Origin of the sequence: Microbacterium sp. PRF11, assembly GCF_031844085.1 — a bacterium.
In the GTDB taxonomy this organism is placed as follows: domain Bacteria; phylum Actinomycetota; class Actinomycetes; order Actinomycetales; family Microbacteriaceae; genus Microbacterium.
In genome coordinates this window covers 236512-258008 of sequence record NZ_JAUZUP010000004.1, presented here as the reverse complement: position 1 = coordinate 258008, position 21497 = coordinate 236512, and the positions used below count along the sequence as shown (strand labels likewise).

At 70.7% G+C, this 21497-nt stretch carries 20 protein-coding genes and 2 tRNA genes; 8 read left to right on the top strand and 14 right to left on the bottom strand.

The genetic code is table 11. The features are described from left to right. Positions 1-2 precede the first annotated feature (2 nt). The 3 genes from murA to leuC all read right to left on the bottom strand — a co-directional run bounded on the left by murA (position 3) and on the right by leuC (position 3498). The gene (murA, locus tag Q9R20_RS12645; RefSeq protein ID WP_295839873.1) at positions 3-1376 is read right to left on the bottom strand and encodes a UDP-N-acetylglucosamine 1-carboxyvinyltransferase; all 1374 of its coding nucleotides are present in this window, start codon (positions 1374-1376) and stop codon (positions 3-5) included. Positions 1377-1439: 63 nt separating this feature from the next. Continuing rightward, the gene (gene leuD, locus Q9R20_RS12640; protein ID WP_295839872.1) at positions 1440-2036 is read right to left on the bottom strand and encodes a 3-isopropylmalate dehydratase small subunit; all 597 of its coding nucleotides are present in this window, start codon (positions 2034-2036) and stop codon (positions 1440-1442) included. A gap of 1 nt (position 2037) precedes the next feature. After that, positions 2038-3498 (bottom strand): 3-isopropylmalate dehydratase large subunit, encoded by a 1461-nt coding sequence (leuC, locus tag Q9R20_RS12635; RefSeq protein ID WP_311249667.1) that lies wholly within the window; start codon positions 3496-3498, stop codon positions 2038-2040. A 225-nt stretch (positions 3499-3723) separates the two neighbouring features. Between leuC and Q9R20_RS12630 the strand changes: the two genes are divergently transcribed. Together Q9R20_RS12630 and Q9R20_RS12625 are read left to right on the top strand one after the other, a co-directional pair. Further along, positions 3724-5034 (top strand): PLP-dependent transferase, encoded by a 1311-nt coding sequence (locus Q9R20_RS12630; protein WP_311249666.1) that lies wholly within the window; start codon positions 3724-3726, stop codon positions 5032-5034. After that, a complete protein-coding gene (locus tag Q9R20_RS12625; RefSeq protein WP_311249665.1) occupies positions 5031-6344 on the top strand; it encodes an LLM class flavin-dependent oxidoreductase in 1314 nt (437 codons plus the stop codon). The genes Q9R20_RS12630 and Q9R20_RS12625 overlap by 4 nt, the downstream gene beginning before the upstream one ends. A 216-nt stretch (positions 6345-6560) precedes the next feature. On the opposite strand, the gene Q9R20_RS12620 is transcribed toward Q9R20_RS12625, so the two are convergent. After that, on the bottom strand, positions 6561-7622 hold the full coding sequence (locus tag Q9R20_RS12620) for a TerC family protein (protein WP_311249664.1): 1062 nt from the start codon (positions 7620-7622) through the stop codon (positions 6561-6563). A 175-nt stretch (positions 7623-7797) separates the two neighbouring features. Between Q9R20_RS12620 and Q9R20_RS12615 the strand changes: the two genes are divergently transcribed. Then, positions 7798-8352: a sigma-70 family RNA polymerase sigma factor gene (locus Q9R20_RS12615; RefSeq protein WP_311249663.1), complete on the top strand. Its 555-nt coding sequence runs from the start codon at positions 7798-7800 to the stop codon at positions 8350-8352. Beyond that, entirely contained in the window at positions 8349-9389 is a 1041-nt protein-coding gene (locus tag Q9R20_RS12610) for a DUF4349 domain-containing protein (protein ID WP_311249662.1), read from the top strand. Before Q9R20_RS12615 ends, Q9R20_RS12610 begins: the two co-directional genes overlap by 4 nt. A gap of 222 nt (positions 9390-9611) precedes the next feature. Here the strand turns inward: Q9R20_RS12610 and Q9R20_RS12605 are convergent. Next, positions 9612-9687 (bottom strand) — tRNA-Glu (locus Q9R20_RS12605). Positions 9688-9873: 186 nt separating this feature from the next. Between Q9R20_RS12605 and Q9R20_RS12600 the strand changes: the two genes are divergently transcribed. Next, entirely contained in the window at positions 9874-10512 is a 639-nt protein-coding gene (locus tag Q9R20_RS12600; protein WP_311249661.1) for an MBL fold metallo-hydrolase, read from the top strand. Between the two features lie 172 nt (positions 10513-10684). Here the strand turns inward: Q9R20_RS12600 and Q9R20_RS12595 are convergent, their stop codons facing one another. Genes Q9R20_RS12595 through Q9R20_RS12580 form a run of 4 tightly spaced genes read right to left on the bottom strand, consistent with a single transcriptional unit; the run spans position 10685 to position 14812 of the window. Beyond that, positions 10685-10954, bottom strand: a complete 270-nt coding sequence (locus Q9R20_RS12595) for an HPr family phosphocarrier protein (RefSeq protein ID WP_311249660.1) — start codon at positions 10952-10954, stop codon at positions 10685-10687. 27 nt (positions 10955-10981) lie between these two features. Then, a complete protein-coding gene (locus Q9R20_RS12590) occupies positions 10982-13045 on the bottom strand; it encodes a fructose-specific PTS transporter subunit EIIC (protein WP_311249659.1) in 2064 nt (687 codons plus the stop codon). A gap of 19 nt (positions 13046-13064) precedes the next feature. After that, positions 13065-14030 (bottom strand): 1-phosphofructokinase family hexose kinase, encoded by a 966-nt coding sequence (locus tag Q9R20_RS12585; protein ID WP_311249658.1) that lies wholly within the window; start codon positions 14028-14030, stop codon positions 13065-13067. Beyond that, on the bottom strand, positions 14027-14812 hold the full coding sequence (locus Q9R20_RS12580) for a DeoR/GlpR family DNA-binding transcription regulator (RefSeq protein ID WP_311249657.1): 786 nt from the start codon (positions 14810-14812) through the stop codon (positions 14027-14029). Before Q9R20_RS12580 ends, Q9R20_RS12585 begins: the two co-directional genes overlap by 4 nt. 192 nt (positions 14813-15004) lie before the next feature. Here Q9R20_RS12580 and Q9R20_RS12575 point away from each other — a divergent pair, with 192 nt between their 5' ends. The 3 genes from Q9R20_RS12575 to Q9R20_RS12565 all read left to right on the top strand — a co-directional run bounded on the left by Q9R20_RS12575 (position 15005) and on the right by Q9R20_RS12565 (position 17873). Next, positions 15005-16051 (top strand): ABC transporter substrate-binding protein, encoded by a 1047-nt coding sequence (locus Q9R20_RS12575; RefSeq protein WP_311249656.1) that lies wholly within the window; start codon positions 15005-15007, stop codon positions 16049-16051. 80 nt (positions 16052-16131) lie between these two features. Then, positions 16132-17103: an iron chelate uptake ABC transporter family permease subunit gene (locus Q9R20_RS12570; protein ID WP_311249847.1), complete on the top strand. Its 972-nt coding sequence runs from the start codon at positions 16132-16134 to the stop codon at positions 17101-17103. After that, positions 17100-17873 carry an ABC transporter ATP-binding protein gene (locus Q9R20_RS12565; RefSeq protein ID WP_311249655.1) on the top strand — a complete coding sequence of 258 codons (774 nt, stop codon included), beginning with the start codon at positions 17100-17102 and terminating at the stop codon, positions 17871-17873. The genes Q9R20_RS12570 and Q9R20_RS12565 overlap by 4 nt, the downstream gene beginning before the upstream one ends. A gap of 13 nt (positions 17874-17886) precedes the next feature. On the opposite strand, the gene Q9R20_RS12560 is transcribed toward Q9R20_RS12565, so the two are convergent. The 5 genes from Q9R20_RS12560 to Q9R20_RS12540 all read right to left on the bottom strand — a co-directional run bounded on the left by Q9R20_RS12560 (position 17887) and on the right by Q9R20_RS12540 (position 21423). Continuing rightward, on the bottom strand, positions 17887-18306 hold the full coding sequence (locus Q9R20_RS12560; RefSeq protein ID WP_311249654.1) for a hypothetical protein: 420 nt from the start codon (positions 18304-18306) through the stop codon (positions 17887-17889). A 115-nt stretch (positions 18307-18421) separates the two neighbouring features. Next, complete coding sequence (locus tag Q9R20_RS12555; protein ID WP_311249653.1) at positions 18422-18640, bottom strand: hypothetical protein; 219 nt, start codon at positions 18638-18640, stop codon at positions 18422-18424. A gap of 86 nt (positions 18641-18726) precedes the next feature. Then, positions 18727-18798 (bottom strand) — tRNA-Gln (locus Q9R20_RS12550). A 134-nt stretch (positions 18799-18932) separates the two neighbouring features. After that, positions 18933-20441 carry a glutamate--tRNA ligase gene (gltX, locus tag Q9R20_RS12545; protein ID WP_311249652.1) on the bottom strand — a complete coding sequence of 503 codons (1509 nt, stop codon included), beginning with the start codon at positions 20439-20441 and terminating at the stop codon, positions 18933-18935. Positions 20442-20451: 10 nt separating this feature from the next. Further along, positions 20452-21423 carry a LysR family transcriptional regulator gene (locus Q9R20_RS12540; protein ID WP_311249651.1) on the bottom strand — a complete coding sequence of 324 codons (972 nt, stop codon included), beginning with the start codon at positions 21421-21423 and terminating at the stop codon, positions 20452-20454. Between the last annotated feature and the right edge of the window lie 74 nt (positions 21424-21497).

Below are 21497 nucleotides of genomic sequence, written 5' to 3'. Positions count from 1 at the left end.
TGTCAGCCCACGACGTCGAAGTCGGCGTCGAGAGCGGTGAGCTTCTCGAGGAACTTCTCGTACCCGCGGCGGATGATGCCGATGTTGCGCACCGTCGACTCACCCTCGGCGGCCAGCGCCGCGATGACGTAGCTGTAGCCGCCGCGGAGGTCGGGGACCTCGACGTCCGCGCCGTGCAACGGCGTCGGTCCGTTGATCACGGCCGCCTGCTCGAGGTCGCGTCGGGGCACGCGGCGGTCGGGGCTGGCGATGCCCTTGGGGTGCACGACGATGTCGGCGCCCATCTTGTTGAGCGCCTCGGTGAAGCCCAGGCGGTTCTCGTACACCGTCTCGTGCACCGTCGACGTGCCGGGCGCCTGCGTGAGGGCGACGATGAGCGGCTGCTGCCAGTCGGTCATGAAGCCGGGGTGCACGTCGGTCTCGACCATGACGGGCTTGAGGGACTCGCCCCGACGGAACAGGATGCCGTCCTCGCGGACGTCGAACCAGCCGCCCGCTTTGCGGAAGACGTTGAGGAACGTCAGCATGTCCTGCTGGCGCGCACCCTTGGCGAAGATCTCGCCGTCGGTGGCCAGGGCTGCGCACGCCCACGACGCCGCTTCGTTCCGGTCGAAGATCGCGCGGTGGTCGTAGCCGACGAGCTTGTCGACGCCCTCGATGAAGATGACGCGGTTGGGCTCGTACGAGATGATGGCGCCCATCTTCTGCAGCACGGCGATGAGGTCCATGATCTCGGGCTCGATCGCGGCGTTGCGCAGCTCGGTCACGCCCTTCGCGCGCACGGCGGTGAGCAGCACCTGCTCGGTCGCGCCGACGCTCGGGTAGGGCAGCGTGATGTTCGCGCCGTGCAGGCCGTTGGGGGCCGTGATACGGATGCCCTCGTAGCTCTTGTCGACGACCGCGCCGAACGCGCGCAGAGCGTCCATGTGGAAGTTGATCGGACGGTCGCCGATGCGGCATCCACCGAGGTCGGGGATGAGCGCTTCGCCGAGCAGGTGCAGGAGCGGCCCGCAGAAGAGGATCGGGATTCGCGAGGCGCCCGCGTGCGCGTCGATCTCCTCGAAGTGCGCGGCGACCGCGCCGGAGGGATCAAGGTGGAGGGTGCCCTCCTCGTCGCCTTCGGTCACGGTGACGCCGTGCACCTCGAGGAGCGAACGCACGACCTTGACGTCGCTGATCATCGGCACGTCACGCAGGGTGCTCGTGGTCTCGCCCAGCAGGGCCGCCACCATCGCCTTGGTCACGAGGTTCTTCGCACCCTTGACCTCGACGGTTCCGCGGAGGGGTCGTCCGCCGCGGATCGAGAGCGTCTCGGCCGCCTCCCAGTCGGGCTGGCCGATGGGGTGTTCTCCGGTGTCGGGAACGAGTGTGCTCATAGGGGGGTGGACCTCACTTCGTGGACGAGGGGCGGCAGATCGACCCGATCGGGTCGATCGGGCTCAGCGGACCGGGAGGGTCCGCGGCCGCCATGCCTCGCGGCGCGCCTCGAACTGCGTGATCTTGTCTTCGTCACGCAGCGTGAGCCCGATGTCGTCGAGCCCTTCGAGAAGCCGCCACCTAGTGTAATCGTCGATCTCGAAGGAGACCTGGAGGTCGCCCACCGTGGCGGTCTTCGCGGTAAGGTCGACGGTCATCTCGATGCCGGGGTTCGCCTCGAGGACGGCCCAGATCTGCTCGACCTCGTCTTCGGTGATGACACCGGTCACGAGACCCTGCTTGCCCGAGTTGCCGCGGAAGATGTCGGCGAACTTCGGACTCAGCACGACCTGGAAGCCGTAGTCGCGCAACGCCCACACGGCGTGCTCGCGGCTGGAGCCGGTGCCGAAGTCGGGGCCGGCGACGAGGACGGATGCCGAGCGGTAGGCGTCCTGATTGAGGATGAACTCCGGGTCCTGGCGCCAGTTCGCGAACAGGGCGTCGTCGAAGCCCGTCTTGGTGACGCGCTTGAGGAAGACCGCCGGGATGATCTGGTCGGTGTCGACCGCCGACCGCTTCAGCGGAGCGGCGATACCGGTGTGCGTGGTGAACTTCTCCATGTCAGGCCTCCGCCCCGGTCGAAACGATGTCCGCGGGGAGCGGCTCCAGGTCGGCGGGGCTCGACAGCGTCCCGCGCACGGCCGTGGCGGCGGCCACGAGCGGCGACACGAGGTGCGTTCGCCCGCCCTTGCCCTGACGACCCTCGAAGTTGCGGTTCGAGGTCGACGCGCAGCGCTCCCCCGGGGCGAGCTGGTCGGGGTTCATGCCCAGGCACATGGAGCAGCCGGCGAAGCGCCACTCCGCACCGAAGTCGGTGAACACCTTGTCGAGGCCCTCGGCCTCGGCCTCGAGGCGCACGCGTGCCGATCCGGGGACGACCATGACGCGGACGTTCTCGGCTTTGGAGCGGCCCTGGATGACGGAGGCGAAGGCGCGGAGGTCCTCGATGCGGCTGTTCGTGCACGAGCCCATGAAGACGGCATCCACGGGGATGTCCTTCATCGGGGTGCCGGCGGCGAGGTCCATGTATTCGAGGGCCCGCTCGGCGGCGGCGCGCTCGTTCGGGTCGGCGATGTCGGACGGGGTCGGCACGACATCCGACAGCGAGACGCCCTGGCCGGGGTTCGTCCCCCACGTGACAAAGGGCTCGAGCTCGTTCGCGTCGAGGAAGACCTCGGCGTCGTAGACGGCACCCTCGTCGCTCGGCAGGGTGCGCCAGTAGGCGACCGCGTCGTCCCAGTCCTGCCCCTGCGGGGCGTGCGGCTTGTCCTTCACGTACGCGAAGGTCGTCTCGTCGGGGGCGATCATGCCGGCGCGGGCACCGGCCTCGATGGACATGTTGCACATCGTCATGCGCCCCTCCATCGAGAGGGAGCGGATGGCGCTGCCGCGGAACTCGAGTACGTAGCCCTGTCCCCCGTTGGCGCCGATCTTGGCGATGATCGCGAGGATGATGTCCTTCGCGGTGACGCCGGGCTTCAGATCGCCCTCGACGGTGATCGCCATCGTCTTGAACGGCTTCAGCGGCAGGGTCTGCGTCGCGAGCACGTGCTCGACCTCGCTCGTGCCGATACCGAACGCCATCGCACCGAACGCGCCGTGGGTGGAGGTGTGCGAGTCGCCGCAGACGACGGTGATGCCGGGCATGGTCAGACCGAGCTGCGGGCCCACCACGTGGACGATCCCCTGCTCCTTGTCGCCCAGCGAGTGGATGCGGACGCCGAACTCTTCGGCGTTGCGGCGCAGGGTGTCGATCTGGGTACGGCTGGTGAGGTCGGCGATCGGCTTGTCGATGTCGAGAGTCGGGGTGTTGTGGTCTTCCGTCGCGATCGTCAGGTCGAGGCGGCGCACGGGACGACCCTCGGCGCGTAGACCGTCGAAGGCCTGCGGGCTGGTGACCTCGTGCACGAGGTGCAGGTCGATGTAGATGAGGTCGGGCTGGCCGTCCTCGCCCTTCACCACCAGGTGGTCGTCCCACACCTTCTCGGCCAGGGTGCGGGGGTTTTCGGGAATCGTGCTCATGTTGCGTTTCTCCTCGGGAGGGGTGTGAGGCCCGCGACGAACTCCGCGACGAGAGAGGCCTAGGACAAGGTCTCGTCGCGGCCGCTAAGGAGGAGGCGAGCGATCCGCACCCGGTCACGATACCACCGGCCACTGCCCGGGCCGCGTGTAACGCGGCGTCGCACGGTTCGCCGACGCGGACCGGGCCGTGCGAGCCTGGGCCGATCCCGACGGAAGGAGCGCGTCATGACCGCAGGCGCCGACACCGGATTCTCGACCCGGCAGGTGCACGCCGGCGCGGCGACGGCACCCGCCACACCGCGCGCGACGCCCATCTACCTCACCGCCGGGTTCACGTTCAGCGACCTCGAGGAGTCGGCCGCGCACTTCGGCACGGGGGCCGGCTTCGGCTACACGCGCACGGGCAACCCCACGGTGCAAGCCGTCGAAGAACGACTCGCCTCCCTCGAGGGCGGCGATCAGGCGGTGCTGGTCTCGAGCGGTCAGGCCGCCGTGACCGTCGCCCTGCTTGCTCTCGCCGGCGCCGGCGACCACCTCGTCGTCTCGGAGCACATCTACGAGGGCACCCGAGGCCTCCTGCTCGACAACCTGGCACGCCTCGGCATCGAGACCACCTTCGTCGACGTCTCCGATCTCGACGCGATCCGGGATGCCATCACCCCGCGCACGCGCGCCCTGTTCGCCGAGACGCTCTCCAACGCGCGCAACGACGTGCTCGACGTCGCGGCGGTCGCTGCCGTCGGCGCGGCGCACGGCATCCCCCTCGTGGTGGACAGCACGTTCACCACGCCCTACCTGCTGCGCCCGATCGAGCACGGTGCCGCCGTCGTCGTGCACTCGGCGAGCAAGTTCCTCGCCGGGCAGGGTGCGGTGCTCGGCGGGGTCATCATCGACGACGGACGCTTCGACGCCGCGGCATCCGGTCACCGCTTCCCCCATCTGGTGCAGGCCGACCGCCTCGGCGGCGCGAGCTACGCCGAGAAGCACGGGCCGCGAGCCCGCGGGGCCTACATCCGCGAGAGCGTCGCGCCGCGCTTCGGGCCGGCGCCCTCTCCGCTGAACGCCTTCCTGATCGGCCAGGGCATCGAGACGCTGAGCCTGCGCGTCGAGCGTCAGTCGCAGAACGCCCTCGTCGTCGCCCGGTGGCTCGAACAGCGTCCCGAGGTCGAGCGCGTCGACTACGTCGGGCTCCCCTCGCATCCGTTCCACGAGCTCGGCAGGCGCTATCTCCCGCGCGGAAGCGGCTCGGTCTTCACCGTGACGCTTCGCGGAGGACTCGAGGCCGCGCGGCACGTCGTGCAGTCGGTGCGCCTCGTGACGCACATGACGCACCTCGGCGATGTCCGCTCGCTCGTCCTGCACCCGCAGTCCACCTCGCACGCCTCGCGGACCGCCGCCGAGCGCGAGCGTGCGGGCGTCTTCCCCGGCACCATCCGCCTGTCCATCGGCATCGAGGACGTCGACGACATCCTCGCCGACCTCGAGCACGCCCTCGTGGGCGTTCCCGCCGCCGAGCGCGAGACGGTCGTGCTGTGAGCCGCCTGCAGCACTTCGGCTGGTTCCTCGCGCGCGGCTTCGGCCCCCACGGGTGGGGTCATCCCTACCTGCGCTGGAACCACCGCTGGACCGAGCCCGGGCTGTACCAGGACTCCGCGCGCACGCTCGAGCAGGCCGGCTTCGACCTGCTCATCATCGAGGACGCCCCCTCGCTCGGCAGCGCCGAGACCATCGACCTGCGCGTCCGCCACGCGTTCGGCGGCCCGAAGCACGACCCGCTGCTGCTCGCGCCCTACCTCTTCGCCGCGACCCGGCACCTCGGCGTCGTGCCCACGGTCAACCCCGCGGCATACCTGCCGTACACGGCGGCACGGCAGTTCGCGACCCTGCAGCACCTCAGCGGGCACCGGCTGGGTCTGAACGTCGTCACCGACACCGGCAGCGCGCGTCACTTCTCCACGGCACCGCAACTCGGGCACGACGCGGCCTACGACCGGGCCGAGGAGTGGCTCGACGGCATCCGGCAGCTGTGGCGCAGCTGGGACGAGGGAGCGCTCGTCGTCGACGAGGAGTCCGGCGTGTACGCCGACGGCACGAGGTTGGATGCCACGCGGCACCGCGGCGAGTACTTCGGGTTCGACGGGCCGCTCAACGCGATCCCGTTCACGGACGGCGAGCCCGCGATCGTCTCCCCCGGCGGCTCGGGCCGGGGTCTGTCGTTCGCCGGCCACAACTCCGACGTGCAGCTCGCGCTCGCGCCCCTCGACGAAGCGAGCATCCGCTCCTACCGCGGACGTATCCACGCCGCCGCTGAGGCGGCCGGACGCTCCGCCGACGAGGTGAAGGTCCTGTTCGCGATCCAGCCCGTGATCGTCTCGTCGCCGGAGGAGGCGGACCGCCTCGTCGCGGCATCCGCCGACCCGTCCGACGACGCGCTGATCGCCATCGCCCGCAAGCAGTCGAGCGACCTCGAGACCGACCTCACCGGACTCGACCTGGACGCACCCCTCGACCGTTCGATCTTCGGCGAGCACGTGTCCGAGGGCAGCATCCGGCGTCTCGTCGGCGCGCACGACGCCGATGCGCCGCTGCGCACGATCCTCGCGGCGCACGCGCGTCTCGGTCGGCTGAGCGACGGCTCCGGCTTCGTGGGGACCGCCGACGAGTTCGCCGACCGCATCGAGGAGCTCGGTACGTGGGGCAACGACGGCGTGCTGCTGTGGGGCGACCTGCACCCGGTCACCGTGCACCGGTTGCTCGACGACCTCGTCCCGATCCTGCGACGCCGCGGCATTCTTCGCGAGGAGTACGTCGACGGCGGCCTGCACGCGAACCTGCGGGCGTTCTAGCGCCCCTCGCCGGGGCATGGCCCACTCGGTGCGACTCAGACGCCCTCAACCTGCACGAAGTGAGACACGCGCGACGCGACGCCGTCTGAGCCCACCGCCGACGCGGCACACGTCGAGAGCATGTCCCACTTCGCGCGCCCCGCCCGCCCGTAACCTGCACGAAGTGGGACACGCGCGACGCGACGCCGCACGGCGTCAGCCCACCTCGAGCCGCGGTCAGTCGCGCTCGGGGTGCTCCACCGTCGCGGGCGTGCCCTTCTCGTCGGCGACCTCGGCTGCGGCATCCTGAGCTCCGACAGCCGACGGCTGACGGCGCGCGGCGAGCAGGCTCGCGACCGTGGCGACCGCCATCGACAGCACGATGACCGCGAGCGACACCCACGTCGAGATCTCGGGCGCCCACTCGATGGGCTCGCCGCCGTTGATGAAGGGCAGTTCGTTGACGTGCATCGCGTGCAGGATGAGCTTCACGCCGATGAAGGCGAGGATGAACGCGATGCCGAAGTGGAGGTACTTCAGGCGGTCGAGCAGGTCGCCGAGCAGGAAGTACAGCTGACGCAGTCCCATGAGAGCGAACAGGTTCGCCGTGAAGACGATGAACGGGCTCTGGGTGATGCCGAAGATCGCGGGGATCGAATCGATCGCGAACAGCAGGTCGGTGACGCCGATCGCGACAAACACGATGATCATCGGGGTGAATAGCTTCTTGCCGTCGACGCGCGTGATGACCTTCTTCCCGTCGTACGAGTCGCTCATCGGCAGCACCCGGCGGAGAGTGCGGACGATGAGGTTCTCCTTCTGCTCGTCGTCATCGTCGTCGCCGGGGAAGGCCTGGCGGATCGCGGTGTAGATGAGGAATGCGCCGAACAGGTAGAAGATCGGGCTGAAGTTCTCGATGATGGTCGCCCCGACCAGGATGAACGCGCCGCGCAGGATGAGCGCGATGATGATGCCCACCATCAGCACCTCCTGCTGGTAGCGGCGCGGGACGGCGAACTGCCCCATGATCAGCACGAAGACGAAGAGATTGTCGATCGAGAGGCTGTACTCCGTCAGCCATCCGGCGACGAACTGCCCGGCAACCTCTCCCCCGGCGACGATCCACAGCACGCCCGCGAAGATGAGCGCGAGGGTCACGTAGAACACGACCCAGAGCGTCGACTCCTTGGGCGCCGGGATGTGGGGGCGCTTAAGGATGATCAGCAGGTCGGCGATGAGGATCAGCACGAGCACCACCAGAGTGATCGTCTGGAAGAGGGGGTCGAGCTGCAGCTCCATCGCAGGGCCTTTCTCCGGGGGAAACGCTCGAGTCTATCCAGCAGCTCTCGCCCGGCGGGCCTTGTGCACGTACTGCTCATTGCGCGCGTAGTGCGGTGAGACGATCCCGCGCGACGGGACACCTCTCAGTGAGAGAGTGCTCGCAGAGCCGAGTCCGACCGAGAAGTGGATGCCGATGACCGACGACGTGATCGACGACAGGGCGCTCGTGGCGCGCGCCGCCGGCGGATCGGATGCGGCCTACCGCGAGCTGTACCGCGCGTACGCACGGCCGGTGTACTGGATGGCGTTCGGCCTGGTCGGCAACGCGCCCGACGCCGAGGACGTCGTCCAGGAGACGTTCGTCGTGGCCTGGCGGAAGATCCCGTCGCTGCGTCTGGAGGGGTCGTCGTTGCTGCCGTGGTTGGCGACGGTGTGCCGGCTGCAGGCCCAGAACCGTCTGCGCGCGCGGCGACGCCACGGCGCGCACGACGCGCTCGACGACGAGATCCCCTCGGCCGTCGACGTCGAGGCGCAGGTCGTCCAGGCGCAGACCGTGTCGGCGATCCTCGCCGCCGTCTCGCACCTCGGCGAGCTCGATCGCGAGATCTTCCGGTTGTGCGCGGCGGAGGGGTACGGCTACGCCGCCGCAGCCGCGACCCTGGGTGTCTCGCACGGCACGGTGCGCAATCGACTCTCCCGCATCCGCTCCCGGATGCGCGCCACCGCGATGGAGACGGAGACCCCATGACCACCCCCACCCTTCCCCCGTTCCCCGCCGATCGAATGGATGCCGTCGAGACCGCCGTCTTCGCCCGCATCGCCGACGAGAGAGCGCGCGTGCGCCGCCGTCGTCGAGGTGTCTGGACGGGAGTGGGCGCGGCCGCGGCCGTCGTCGTGGTCGCGGCCGTCGTGGGTCCTGCCCTGACCTCGTCGTCCGGGTCCGGTGCGTCGTCGGTCACCGGAGCGAGCGGCGGCTACACGGAGCAGTTCGACAGCGCGCCCGTCGCACCCGGTCAGGATGCCGCGGGCTCGTCATCGGAGGCGATCTCGGGCGGCGCGGTGGCCCGCGACGCCGCGCCGCGCGACATCGTGGCCACCGGCTCGAGCACCGTGGAGGTCGACGACATCGCCGCGGCGGTCGAGAACATCGGCGCAGCGGCGACCGCCGCGGGCGGATACGTCGAATCGTCACAGCTGGGCGGGGCGATCGGCGCGGTGCCCATCGAGGGCTCGGCGACGGGCCCCGCGGCATCCTCCGGGTGGATCACGGTACGCGTGCCCGCCGACGCCCTGACCGGGGTGATGGACGACTTGCGCGACGTCGGCGAGGTCACCGCGACGAGCATCAACCGCTCCGACGTCACCGAACAGACCGTCGACCTGCGCGCCCGCGTCGCCGCCGGGGAGGCATCGGTGGCCCGGCTGACCGAGCTGCTCGCGCAGGCGGGGTCGGTGTCCGACCTCGTCACCGCCGAGTCCGCGCTCGCCGACCGTCAGGCGCAGCTCGACTCCGATCGCTCCGTGCTGCAGTCGCTCGAGTCGCAGGTGGCCATGTCGTCGCTCAGCGTGCAACTGACGGAGCGCTCCACCACCGTCGCCGCCGACCCCGCGGGCTTCGGCGACGGCCTCTCCGCCGGCTGGAACGGCCTGGTCGCCACCCTCAACGGCCTCGTGATCGGGCTCGGCTTCCTGCTGCCGTGGATCGTCGTGGCCGGCGTGGTCTCCGCCGTGGTGTGGGGCGTACGGCGCGCTGTGCGGCGCCGCCGCACAGCCCGCGAGGGCTGAGCCGGCGAGCTTCAGCCCGCACCGGATGCGGAGGGGCGCAACGGATGCGGATGACGGGGCTCCCGGCATCCGGATCCGTCCGCCGCGTCCGCATCCATGACGCTCGCCGCGGCGCGCGGAGCCTCCGGGCGGTGGGCCCCACCCGCGCACGCGGCTCCGCGTCCTGCCGCGGCACCCGGACACGAAAAAAGCCCCGACCATTCGGTCGAGGCTTTTTCGTGTTGGTGACCCCAGCGGGATTCGAACCCGCGTTACCGCCGTGAGAGGGCGGCGTACTAGGCCGCTATACGATGGGGCCGCGTCGCAACTGTTCAAGTATGCATCACGAACGACGCCCACGCAAAATCGAGGCCGAGCCATCGACTTCCCGGGCGTGTCCGGCCACCGTACCGCGTCTGAGGCGCGCTGGGAAGAGGAACGGAACGCCCCATGGCGCCGAGCGCCAGCGGTTGAAGACCCCCGCAACGAGGAGTTGACTCCCCTCATGCGTCTCACCAAGCACGAACACGCCACCCTGGTCCTCTCCGAGTCGGGCCGCACGCTCGTCATCGATCCCGGGAGCTTCACGTCCCCGCTCGACGACCTCGACGGCCTCGTCGGTGTCGTCATCACGCACGAGCACCCCGATCACTGGACGCCCGAGCACCTCACCCGGCTGCAGAAGGCGCACCCGGGCGTGCCGATCTACGGACCGGAGGGTGTGCGCAACGCCGCCGCCGGTTTCGAGGTGACGGTGGTGGCCCCCGGCGACACGCTCGACCTCGGCCCGTTCCACCTCGTCTTCAGCGGAGGCACCCACGCGGTGATCCACGAGTCGATCCCGGTGGTCGACAACGTGGGTGTGCTGATCAACGACTCCGTCTACTACCCGGGCGACTCGTACACCGTTCCCAAGCATGCGAAGGTCTCGCTGCTCGCCGCGCCGGTGGGCGCGCCCTGGCTCAAGATCGGCGACGCAATCGACTACGTCCTCGCCGTGAAGCCCGAGCGGGTCTTCGCGACCCACGACATGACGCTGTCGGTCGCGGGCAAGCAGATGGGCGACTCCCGCCTCACCTGGGCCGTCGAGCAGAACGGCGGGTCGTTCGTCGACCTCAAGCCCGGCGACAGCATCGAGGTCTGACGCCACCGAACTCCGGAGATCTCGCCACCCGGGGCCCCGGTCGGCGGCTCACCCGCCGCGACGGGCCCACTTCTCCGGTGTTCGGCACGGCCCGCACAGCCCCCAGCACGCAGAAACACCGGATGCCACGAGCCCTGCGGCCCGTGGCATCCGGTGTTCTGCGGTGAGGCGCTTACTGCGCGTCGAGGTCGGTCTCGAGCAGAGCGACGAGCTCCTCGAGCGCCTGCTCGGCGCCCTCACCCTCGGCCTTGAGCGTCACGACGGTGCCGTGCCCGGCGCCGAGACCCATCAGCGACAGGATGCTGCCGGCGTTGAGGTCGGGGCCGCCGTCGGCTGCGATGGTGACGGGGACCTTCTTCTCCTGCACGGCCTGCACGAAGAGCTTGGCGGGGCGGGCGTGGAGGCCCGACGCGCTCGCGATGGTGGCCTGACGTTCTGCCATGGTGAATCCTTCCGATTCGACGGGGTGTTACGCGGCGACCGTGGCTGCGGGAGCAGCCTCGGTGACGGCGGCGTCCTGCGTGCTGCGGCCGATGCCCTTGAGGGCGACGACGATCAGCGCAGTCACGACCGTACCTGCCACGATCGCGAGGGCGAAACCCCAGAAGGGGTTGATCGCGAAGAACACGAAGATGCCGCCGTGCGGGGCGAACGACTGCACCGAGAGCAGCATGCTCAGACCACCCGTGATCGCACCGCCGACCATCGAGGCGGGGATGACGCGCAGCGGGTCGGCGGCGGCGAACGGGATCGCACCCTCCGAGATGAACGAGGCGCCGAGCAGCCACGCGGCCGCACCGTTCTCGCGCTCGACCGGGGTGAACTTCTTGCGAGCGAGCAGCGTCGAGGCGAGGGCCATCGCGAGCGGGGGCACCATTCCGGCGGCCATGACCGCGGCCATGATCAGGTAGGGCGTGGTGTTCGTCTGGGTGGCGGCGGCGAGGCCGGTGGTGGCGAAGACGTAGGCGACCTTGTTGACCGGGCCACCGAGGTCGAAGCACATCATGAGCCCGAGGATCACGCCGAGGATGATCGCGCCGGCGCCGCTGGCGGCGAGGCCGGTCAGACCCTCGGTGAGGGCGGCCATGAGAGCGGCGATCGGGCGGCCGAGGAACAGGATCATCAGACCCGAGGCGAAGATCGAGCCGAGGAAGGGCACGATGACGACGGGCATCAGACCGCGCAGCCAGCGGGGGGCGTCGAAGCGACCGAGCCACCAGGCGATGAAGCCGGCGAGCAGACCGCCGATGATGCCGCCGATGAAGCCGGCGTTCATGAGCACGGCGACGGCTCCCGCGACGAAACCGGGGGCGATGCCGGGGCGGTCGGCGATCGCGTAGGCGATGAAGCCCGCGAGCACGGCCACGATGAAGCCCATCGAGGTCGCGCCGATCATGAACGCAACCGAGCCGAGGTACTGGCCGATCGGGCCGAGCGGCGAGGTGATGCCGTCGGTGGGCAGATCCCACAGCGAGTTCTGGATGATGACGTTGGCCGCGTTCTGGGTGACCTGGTAGCCGCCGAGCAGGAAGCCCAGGGCGATGAGGAGACCGCCACCGGCGACGAACGGGATCATGTAGCTCACACCGGTGAGCAGCCAGCGCTGGATGCGACGGCCCACCGACTGCTGTGCCGCGGGGGCGTCGGATGCGGATGCCGTCGCGGCACCGCCCTGCACGCGCGTGGCGTTGGGGTTCTCGCTCGCGGCGAGGGCCTCGGCGATGAGCTGCTTCGGCTGCTCGATACCGCGCTTGACGCCCGCGCGCACGACGGGCTTCCCGGCGAAGCGCTGGGGCTCGCGCACGTCGACGTCGACCGCGAAGATCACGGCGTCGGCGTCGTCGATCACGCTCTGCGGCAGGGCCTTGTAGCCGCTCGAACCCTGGGGCTCGACGACGAGCTCGACGCCCTCCGTTTCGGCGCCGGCAGCGGTGAGGGCGTCGGCGGCCATGAAGGTGTGGGCGATACCCGTGGCGCACGCGGTGACGGCGACGATCTTCTTCGTCGTGGTCGCGGTGGCGGTGCGGGCCTCGGCGCGGGTGGCGGCAACCGGGGCCGCAGCGGCCACGGTGGGCTCGGCGGCCGGGGTGATGGCGTCGGTGATGATGCGCACGGCGTCGGCGGGCGACGAGGCGGCGCGCAGGCCGCCGGTGAAGTCATCCTTCATGAGGCTCCGGGCCAGCTGCGACAGCACCGACAGGTGGGCCTCGTCGGCGCCTTCGGGGGCGGCGATGAGGAACACGATGTCGGCCGGGCCGTCGGGGGCGCCGAAGTCGACGCCGGGGGTCAGGCGGGCGAAGGCGAGGGTCGGCTCGGTCACCGACGCGCTGCGCGCGTGCGGGATGCCGATGCCGCCGGGAAGACCGGTCTCGTCTTTCTGCTCGCGCGCCCAGGCGTCGTCGAACAGCTCCTGGGCGCTGCGCGCGCGGCCCTGCGCGACGACGCGCTCCGCGAGCGCGCGGATCACCGACTGCTTGTCGGCGCCCAGAGGCACGTCGAGGCTGACGAGCTCCGGAGTGATGATGTCGGACATGGTGGTGTGACCTCCGTGGTCAGGATGTAGCGATAGGGGTGGCGAAATCGGAGACGGCGATCGGCCCGTCGGGCAGATCGGCCGGTGTCGGGGCCTGGGTCCCCGGCAGGGTCGCGGCCGCAGCGCCATAGGCGATGCTGCGCGCGAGACGGTCGGGGGCCGAGGCCCCCTCGAGGGCGGCGAGCAGGTATCCGGCGAGCGAGCTGTCGCCCGCGCCGACCGTGCTGACCACCTGGATCTTGGGGGCGCGTCCGCGCCAGGCGCCGTCGGCGCCGAACAGCAGCGCACCGTCGGCGCCGAGGGTGACGAGAGCGGATGCCACGCGGTCCGGTACGAGCGCCTGCGCGCGTCGCGCGGCGGAGGCGAGGACGTCGTCGTCGGTGGAGGCGTCCTCGCCGACGAGTTCTGCGAGCTCTTCATGGTTGGGCTTGATCAGATCGGGACGTGCGCCGTCGACGACGGCGGCCAGTGCCGCCCCCGACGCGTCGACCGCGACCAACGGCGCGTCGGCGCCCCAGCGATCGCGCACCGCGACGATGAGGTCGGCGTAGAAGCTCGCCGGGACCCCGGGCGGGAGGGAGCCCGCCAGCACCAGCCAGGTCGCCCCCTCCGCCGCGGCGACGACGCCCTCGACGAGGGCGCTGACCTCACCGGCGGAAAGCTCGGCGCCGGGCAGATTGAGCTTGGTGGTCTCGCCGGCGGGATCGGTGATCGTGAGGTTCGCGCGGGCACGCCCGGCGACCTCCACCAGATCGAGCGCGATACCGGTGTCCTCGAGGAGCAGACGGTAGGGGTCGTGCGCGTTCACCGGTACGACGGCGCGGGCGGGTGCGCCGGCGGCCGTCACGACCCGGGCGACGTTGACGCCCTTGCCCCCGGCATCCTCTCTCGATGAGACGGCGCGCTGCACCTCGCCGGGCACGAGCTCGGCGGGAAGCACGACCGCACGGTCGGCGGAGGGGTTGGCGGTCAGGGTGACGATCATGCGACACGCACCTCGATGTCGGCGTCGGCGAGGGCTTCTGCGAGGTCGGCGGGCGGTTCCGTGTCGGTCACGAGCACGTCGAGCTCGTCGAGGGTGGCGAAACGCACGAGCAGTTCCTCTCCGAATTTGGCGGAGTCGGCGAGGAGCACGACGCGCCGGGCCGACTGGATGATGGCGGCCTTGACGGCGGCCTCGTCGGGGTCGGGCGTGCTGAGGCCGAATCCGGCGCTCAGTCCGTTCGTGCCGACGAAGGCGATGTCGGGGCGAAGCTGCCCGATCGTGCGGACGGTGTGTGCACCGACGGCGGCCGCCGTGACGCCGCGCACGCGTCCGCCGATGGTCGTGAGCGACACGCGTTCCTCGCCCGCGAGCACGTGGGCCGCTTCGAGCGAGTGGGTGACGACCTCGACGCCGCCGATCCCGCCACCCAGGGCTGCGGGAAGAAGGGCGGCCAGCGCTGCGGGGGTCGTCCCCGCGTCGAGGAAGATCGATCCGCGGAAGTCGGAGCCGAGCAGGGACGCCGCCTCGGTGGCGATGGCACGCTTGGCGTCACTCTTGCGCTCGCGACGCTCGGTCACGGAGGACTCCGCCGTGCTGGCCCGGCCGATGTCGACGGCACCGCCGTGCACGCGGCGGAGGGTTCCGAGCCCTTCGAGGCGGTCGAGGTCGCGGCGCACGGTCTCGGTGGTGACGTCGAAACGCCGGGCGAGATCGACCACGCTGACGCGTCCGACCTCGCGCAGTTCGCGCTCGATGAGCTGCTGGCGCTCCATTGCGTACACGGGATCCCCTTCGAAGATTCCCACACGATACAACACGAAACCACACAGAGCAACAGATTCTCCGCCTCCGTCGTGATGTCGCCCTCCACACCCTTCGCGCAGCGGTGGTCCATGGAGCGAAAGAAGTGAGGCTATCCTTACCTACGGTCCACCGTCGGACCGGAAACCACCCTCGATCCCACGGAGTCCCGGATGCCACGCGCCCGCGCCCTCGCCCTCCCCCTCGTCCTCGTCGCCACCGCCGCCGTGCTCACCGGCTGCGGCGCATCCGAGGCGGTCCCGGAAGCGAGCGCCGCCGCGGCGGGCGAAGGTTCGACGACGTACCCGCTCACCGTGGAGAACTGCGGTCGCGAGATCACCTTCGACGCCCCGCCCGCGCGCACCGTCTCGCTGGACCAGGATTCGACGGAGATCCTGCTCTCCCTGGGCTTGGCGGACCGCATCGCGGGAACGGCATCCTGGACCGACCCGGTGCTGGATTCGCTCGCCGACGCCAACGCGGAGGTTCCGCGGCTGTCCGACAACGCCCCCTCGTACGAGGTGGTGCTGGGCACCGACCCCGATTTCGTGACGGCCTCCTTCGGTCGGCACTTCGCGCAGGGCGGCGTGGCCACCCGCGACCGCTTCGCGGAGACCGGCATCCCCTCCTACCTCTCGCCCACCGACTGCGACGGCGACGTCAGCTTCAACGCCGGCGGCACACGAACCGCGCCGCTCACTATCGACGCGCTCTACGGCGAGATCCGCGACCTCGCCCGCATCTTCGACGTCGCCGACCGCGGCGAGGCTCTCGTGGCTTCGCTGCAGGAGCGCGCTGCCGCCGCCATCGAGGGCATCGACTTCGGCGGCAGCAGCGTCGCCTTCTGGTTCGCCGACACCAAGACGCCCTACGTCGCCGGCGGGTTCTCGAACGCAGCGCTGCTGGCATCCACCACCGACATGACCAACGTCTTCGCCGATCAGACCGACGACTGGCCCGCGGTCGGCTGGGAGAGCCTGGTCGCGAAGGACCCCGATGTGTTCGTGCTCGGCGACCTGCAGCGCGACCGCTTCCCCGGGGACCGCCTGGCCGACAAGATCGCGTTCCTCGAGAGCGACCCGCTCACCAGCACCATGACCGCCGTGAAGAACAAGCGGTACATCGCCCTGCACGGCGCCGAGCTCAACCCCTCGATCCGCTTCGTCGATGCGCTCGACAAGATCCGCACGTGGTACGACGAGAACGGAAGCTCGCTCTGAGCGCGAGCGTGATCTCGCGGGTCCGCCCGGGTCGGGGCTCCGCGGGACTCGGCGTCGTCCTCGCCCTCGTCGGCCTCGCATTGCTCGTGCTCTCGGTGGGGGTGGCCGTCACGCTCGGTCCGGCCGACGTGTCTCTGGTGAATGTGCGGGACGTCCTGCTGAACCACCTCGGGCTCGCCGACATCCCGGTCAAGGCCGCGAAGAACGCGATCGTGTGGGAGGAGCGGCTCCCCCGGGCGCTCGTCGCCGCGTGCGCCGGCGCCGGCCTGGCCTTGTGCGGGGTCGTGATGCAGTCCCTGCTACGCAACCCCCTCGCCGAACCGTTCGTCCTCGGCGTGTCGTCGGGCGCATCGACCGGAGCCGTCGTGATCGGCGTGCTCGGCATCGGCGGCGGCGTCCTCGGTCTCTCCGGCGGCGCGTTCGTCGGGGCCCTCGTGGCCTTCTCGCTCGTGCTGCTGCTCGCCCGCTTCACCTCGGGCGGCACCTCGGGCGTCATCCTCGCCGGCGTCGCGAGCACGCAGTTCTTCTCGGCGCTGACCTCGCTCGTCGTGTTCGCCGTGGCCGACAGCGACGAGACCCGCGGCGTAATGTTCTGGTTGCTCGGCTCGCTCGAGGGCATGCGGTGGGACCGCGTCGCGCTGTGCGCGGTCGTGGTGGTCGTCGGCGGCGCCGTGTGCCTCTTCGCCGCACGCGCGCTCGACGCCTTCACCTTCGGCGACGACGTCGCCGCCTCGCTGGGCATCGATGTGGCCCGCACGCGCATCGGGCTCCTGGTGGTCACGGCCTTGATGACCGCCGCACTCGTGAGCGTCGTGGGCGCGGTCGGCTTCGTCGGCCTGGTGGTGCCGCACGCCGTCCGCCTGCTGGTCGGTCACCGCCATTCGCGCGTGGTCCCGCTAGCGGCGATCGTCGGCGCCGTGTTCATGGTGTGGGTGGATGCCGCCACCCGCACGCTCTTCGCCCCCACTCCCCTGCCCGTCGGCGTGGGGACGGCGATCGTCGGCGTCCCCGTTTTCGTCGCTCTCCTCGTGCGACGGAGGACCCGCGCATGACGCTCGAGACGCGCGATGTGCGCTGGACGCGCGGCGGCACCCTCGTGGTCGACGGCGTCTCGGTGCGGCCCCAGCCCGGCTCGACGGTGGGGCTCCTGGGCCCGAACGGTTCGGGCAAGTCGTCGCTGCTGCGGCTGCTGCAGGGAGCCGCCCGTGCCGACAGCGGAGCGGTGCTGCTCGATGACCGTCCGCTGTCGACCTGGCGTCGTCGCGACCTCGCCCGCACCGTCGCCGTGGTCACGCAGCACGCCGAGACCGACGCCGACATCGTCGTGCGTGACGTCGTGCGGCTGGGGCGCACCCCGCACCGGCCCGTCTGGGGCGGCGCGAACACCGGGGACGACGCCGCCGTGGAGGCCGCGCTCGACCGCGTCGGCCTGTCCGACAAAGCAGATCGGCTGTGGCACACGCTCTCGGGCGGTGAGCGTCAGCGCGCGCAGATCGCGCGGGCCCTGGCGCAGGAGCCGCGGGAGCTGCTGCTCGACGAGCCCACCAACCATCTCGACATCCGCCACCAGCTCGACATCCTGGCGCTGGTGTCCGCGCTGCCGGTGACCAGCGTCGTGGCGCTGCACGACCTGAACCTCGCCGCCACCTACTGCGACACCGTGGTCGTGCTGCGCAGCGGTCGGGTCGTGGCGGCCGGCGCGCCCGCCGCTGTCCTGACCCCGGAGCTCATCGCCGACGTCTACGGCGTCCGCGCACGGGTGATCCCGGATGCCGGCACGGGCCGGAGCGTGATCCTCTTCGACGGGCCCGCGGCATCCTGAACCGGGCGGCGCCTCAGTACGGCACGACGTCGATGGTGAACGAGATCGTCTGACCGTCGGGGCCGGTCAGCGTAGCCACCGTCGTGCCCACGGCGCGCACGAGGAAGCCCGGTTGGAACACGGCGCCCTCGGACGGCCCGCCGGGGTTGAACTCCGCGATCGCGACGTCGGCCGTGGATCCCGTCCACTGTGACTCGGTACCCTCGGGCACGGTGAGCACGAGCGAGGTGCCCAGGACGACCCGCTGCTCGGTCCCCTCCAGGTCGGTGGGCGCGACGATGGCGGGTGGCAGCATGCCGTCCATCGTCGTCGACGACGGGCTCGGCGCCGGGGCCGTGACCTCGGTCGCGGGGGTCTCGGGCGCTTCGGGGGCGCAGCCCACCGCGAGCAGCGGGACGGCGATGAGGACGGCGGCGATACCGGAGCGCTTCACGAAGACCTTCTTCCGCGGGACGAGGGGCCGGGGTCGCCCGTCGTTCGGATCGTAACGGCGTTCACCTCCACGAGCCGGTACGCCCCTCCGCGAGCGCACAGGTCGGTGCGATGCGTCAGTCGGTAGCCGCAGGATCGTCCCGCGCAGCGGCGGGGGCCGCGTCGATCGCGATCGAGGTCACCGGCGCGTCGAGGAGGCCGAGCAGACCCGAGGGCGACGCCTCCGGTCGCCCGTCGTCGGGCAGCACCTCGGCTTGCGTCCGCGGGCGGGCCGGTTCTCCGGGAAGCCCCGCCCACTCGCTCGGTTCTTCGGGTCGCTGCGTGAAGAGTCCCATGCGCTCAGTGTGGCGGACGGGTTTCAGCAACGCCTGGGAAAGCGAAAGGCCCGTTGATCTTCGCGATCATCGGGCCTTTTCACAAGCTGGGGTACCTGGACTCGAACCAAGAACAACGGAACCAGAAACCGCCGTGTTGCCAATTACACCATACCCCAATGGCTTCGAGCCGTAACTCGTGCCGAGGATCAAGCTTACGTGAGAGGGGGGTGTGTGCCAAATCCGGCCCCGCCCGCGCGCGTCGCGCCGGACCCGGGATCCCCGTCGCGACGACGGGGACCCGGTCCACGCGTCACGCCAGGTGCGCGACCAGCGCCTCGAGTCGACGCACCGTCTCGTCCTTGCCGAGCAGCTCCATTGACTCGAACAGGGGCGGCGACACCCGACGACCCGTGAGGGCCACGCGGGGCGGCCCGTACGCGACGCGGGGCTTCAGCCCCAGCTCCTCGACGAGCGCGCGCGAGAGCGCCTCCTGCACGCCCGCGGTGGTGAAGTCGTCGACGCCACGCAGAGCCTCGACGGATGCCGTGAGAACCTCGGCCGCATTCGCCGGCAGGCCCTTCAGCGCGTCCTCGGCGTACTCCACGTCGGAGACGAAGAGGAAGCCGAGCATCCCGGGCACCTCGCCGAGCAGCTGCACCCGCTCCTGCACGAGCGGGGCGGCGGCGGCGATGATCGCCCGGTGCTCCTCGCTCGGCTGCTCGGCGATGAGGCCGGCACCCGCGAGGTAGGGAACGATCCGGGCGGCGAAGTCGTCGGCATCCAGCATGCGGATGTGGTCGCCGTTGATCGCCTCGGCCTTCTTCTGGTCGAAGCGCGCGGGGTTCGGGTTGACGTCGGCGATGTCGAACGCGGCGATCAACTCGTCGAGCGAGAAGACGTCGCGGTCGCTGGCGAGCGACCAGCCCAGCAGCGAGAGGTAGTTGAGCAGCCCCTCGTGGATGAACCCCTTCTCTCGCTGCAGGAACAGGTCGGCCTGCGGGTCGCGCTTGGAGAGCTTCTTGTTGCCGGTCTCGCCCAGCACGAGCGGCATGTGACCGAAGCGCGGAATGAACGTCGTGACGCCGGCATCGACGAGAGCCGAGTACAGCGCGAGCTGGCGCGCCGTGGAGGGCATGAGGTCTTCGCCGCGGATGACGTGGGTGATGCCCATGAGCGCATCGTCGACCGGGTTCACGAACGGGTACAGCGGGACTCCCCCGGCACGCACGAGCACGAAGTCGGGGAAGGACCCGCCCGGGAAGGTGACCTCGCCGCGGATGAGGTCGACGTAGGTGAGGTCGCGGTCGGGCACGCGCAGGCGCCAGGCGGGCTGACGCCCCTCGGCGCGGAAGGCGGCCTTCTGCTCGTCGCTGAGGTCGCGGTCGAAGTTGTCGTAACCGAGCTGCTTGGCGCGGCCGTTGGCTTCGTTGCGCGCGTCGATCTCCTCGGCGGTCGAGTAGCTCTCGTAGACGGCTCCCGCAGCCACCAGCTTGTCGAGCACCTCGCGGTAGATCTCGTGGCGCTGCGATTGCCGGTACGGCGCGTGGGGTCCGCCGACCTCGACGCCCTCGTCCCAGTCGATGTTCATCCACCGCAGGGCCTCCAGCAGCTGCTGATAGCTCTCTTCGCTGTCGCGAGCGGCGTCGGTGTCTTCGATGCGGAAGACGAGCTTGCCGCCGTTGTGCCGGGCGTACGCCCAGTTGAACAGGACGGTGCGGATGAGACCGACATGCGGCAGGCCCGTCGGAGACGGGCAGAACCGGACGCGGACGTCGGCGCCGGAAGCGGTCGTGGTGCGGGGATCGGGTGAGGAAGACATCCCCTCGATCCTAGCCGCGCGGCCCCCCACCGACCGGGTGCCGATGCGCGGCGAGCACCTCGCCGATCGCCTCGAGCGCCGCGCCGACCGCCGGCACGCGCTCGGCCCCGCCGGCGGTCACCACGTGCAGCGTGCGCGACTCGGTCGCGGGCAGCCGGCGCGCGGCGATGCCCGCCACAAGAGGGAGGGATGCCACGGCCATCCGCGGCAGGATGGCCACGCCGACGCCGAGGGCGACGAGGTTCTCGACCGCGATGTAGTTGTCGGTCTCGAACGCGATCTCGGGCGCGAAGCCCGCCCGGGAGCAGGCTTCGAGGAGATGCCCGCGGCACTGCGGGCAGCCGGCGATCCACCGCTCCGCGGCGAGCTGGGCGAGGTCGACAGGATCGTGCGCGGCGGCGGGGTGCTCGGCGGGGACCACCACCACGGTGTCGTCGGCGCCGACGGTGGTCACCGACAGCCCCGTCGCGGCCGCGTCGAGCTGCGCCCGCCGGTCGCCGGGGAAGCTGTAGGTCAGGGCGATGTCGGCGCGATCCTCCCGCACCGCCGCGACCGCCTCGGGAGGCTCGGCCTCGACGAAGCTGATCGACACCCCCGGGCGCCGCGCGGTCACCGCCGCGATCACCCGCGGGACCACGATCGACGAGGCGGAGGGGAAGGCCGCGATCCTCACGCGTCCCGCGCGCAGTCCACGGAGCTCGGCGAGATCTCCGGCGGCGGCGTCGAGGGCCGTGGTGACGGCCGTCGCGTGACGGGCGAGCACCCGGCCCGCCTCGGTCAGACGCACACCCCGTCCGACGCGCTCCACGATCGGCATCCCCGCGCGCCGTTCGAGGCGCCGCAGCTGCTGGCTCACAGCGGGCTGGCTGTATCCGAGGGCACGAGCGGCAGCCGTGATCGACCCCGCGTCGGCGACGGCCTTCACCACGCGCAGGGCATGGGCGTCGAGGGAGTCGTCGGGGAGGAGGTCGGTCACGCTCATACATAACCTCATCGAATGCATTTCATGCAACACCTGCTCTAGTGCAATGAGGGATGCCGCGAGAACCTGGTCCC

Excerpts from the sequence above, each read along its gene's own strand:
- Q9R20_RS12540 (WP_311249651.1), bottom strand. The coding sequence starts at position 21,423 with ATGAGCGTGACCGACCTCCTCCCCGACGACTCCCTCGACGCCCATGCC.
- Q9R20_RS12610 (WP_311249662.1), top strand. The coding sequence starts at position 8,349 with ATGACCACCCCCACCCTTCCCCCGTTCCCCGCCGATCGAATGGATGCC.
- gltX (WP_311249652.1), bottom strand. The coding sequence starts at position 20,441 with ATGTCTTCCTCACCCGATCCCCGCACCACGACCGCTTCCGGCGCCGAC.
- Q9R20_RS12620 (WP_311249664.1), bottom strand. The coding sequence starts at position 7,622 with ATGGAGCTGCAGCTCGACCCCCTCTTCCAGACGATCACTCTGGTGGTG.
- Q9R20_RS12595 (WP_311249660.1), bottom strand. The coding sequence starts at position 10,954 with ATGGCAGAACGTCAGGCCACCATCGCGAGCGCGTCGGGCCTCCACGCC.
- Q9R20_RS12630 (WP_311249666.1), top strand. The coding sequence starts at position 3,724 with ATGACCGCAGGCGCCGACACCGGATTCTCGACCCGGCAGGTGCACGCC.
- leuD (WP_295839872.1), bottom strand. The coding sequence starts at position 2,036 with ATGGAGAAGTTCACCACGCACACCGGTATCGCCGCTCCGCTGAAGCGG.
- Q9R20_RS12615 (WP_311249663.1), top strand. The coding sequence starts at position 7,798 with ATGACCGACGACGTGATCGACGACAGGGCGCTCGTGGCGCGCGCCGCC.
- Q9R20_RS12600 (WP_311249661.1), top strand. The coding sequence starts at position 9,874 with ATGCGTCTCACCAAGCACGAACACGCCACCCTGGTCCTCTCCGAGTCG.
- Q9R20_RS12585 (WP_311249658.1), bottom strand. The coding sequence starts at position 14,030 with ATGATCGTCACCCTGACCGCCAACCCCTCCGCCGACCGTGCGGTCGTG.
- Q9R20_RS12555 (WP_311249653.1), bottom strand. The coding sequence starts at position 18,640 with ATGGGACTCTTCACGCAGCGACCCGAAGAACCGAGCGAGTGGGCGGGG.
- leuC (WP_311249667.1), bottom strand. The coding sequence starts at position 3,498 with ATGAGCACGATTCCCGAAAACCCCCGCACCCTGGCCGAGAAGGTGTGG.
- murA (WP_295839873.1), bottom strand. The coding sequence starts at position 1,376 with ATGAGCACACTCGTTCCCGACACCGGAGAACACCCCATCGGCCAGCCC.
- Q9R20_RS12590 (WP_311249659.1), bottom strand. The coding sequence starts at position 13,045 with ATGTCCGACATCATCACTCCGGAGCTCGTCAGCCTCGACGTGCCTCTG.
- Q9R20_RS12575 (WP_311249656.1), top strand. The coding sequence starts at position 15,005 with ATGCCACGCGCCCGCGCCCTCGCCCTCCCCCTCGTCCTCGTCGCCACC.
- Q9R20_RS12565 (WP_311249655.1), top strand. The coding sequence starts at position 17,100 with ATGACGCTCGAGACGCGCGATGTGCGCTGGACGCGCGGCGGCACCCTC.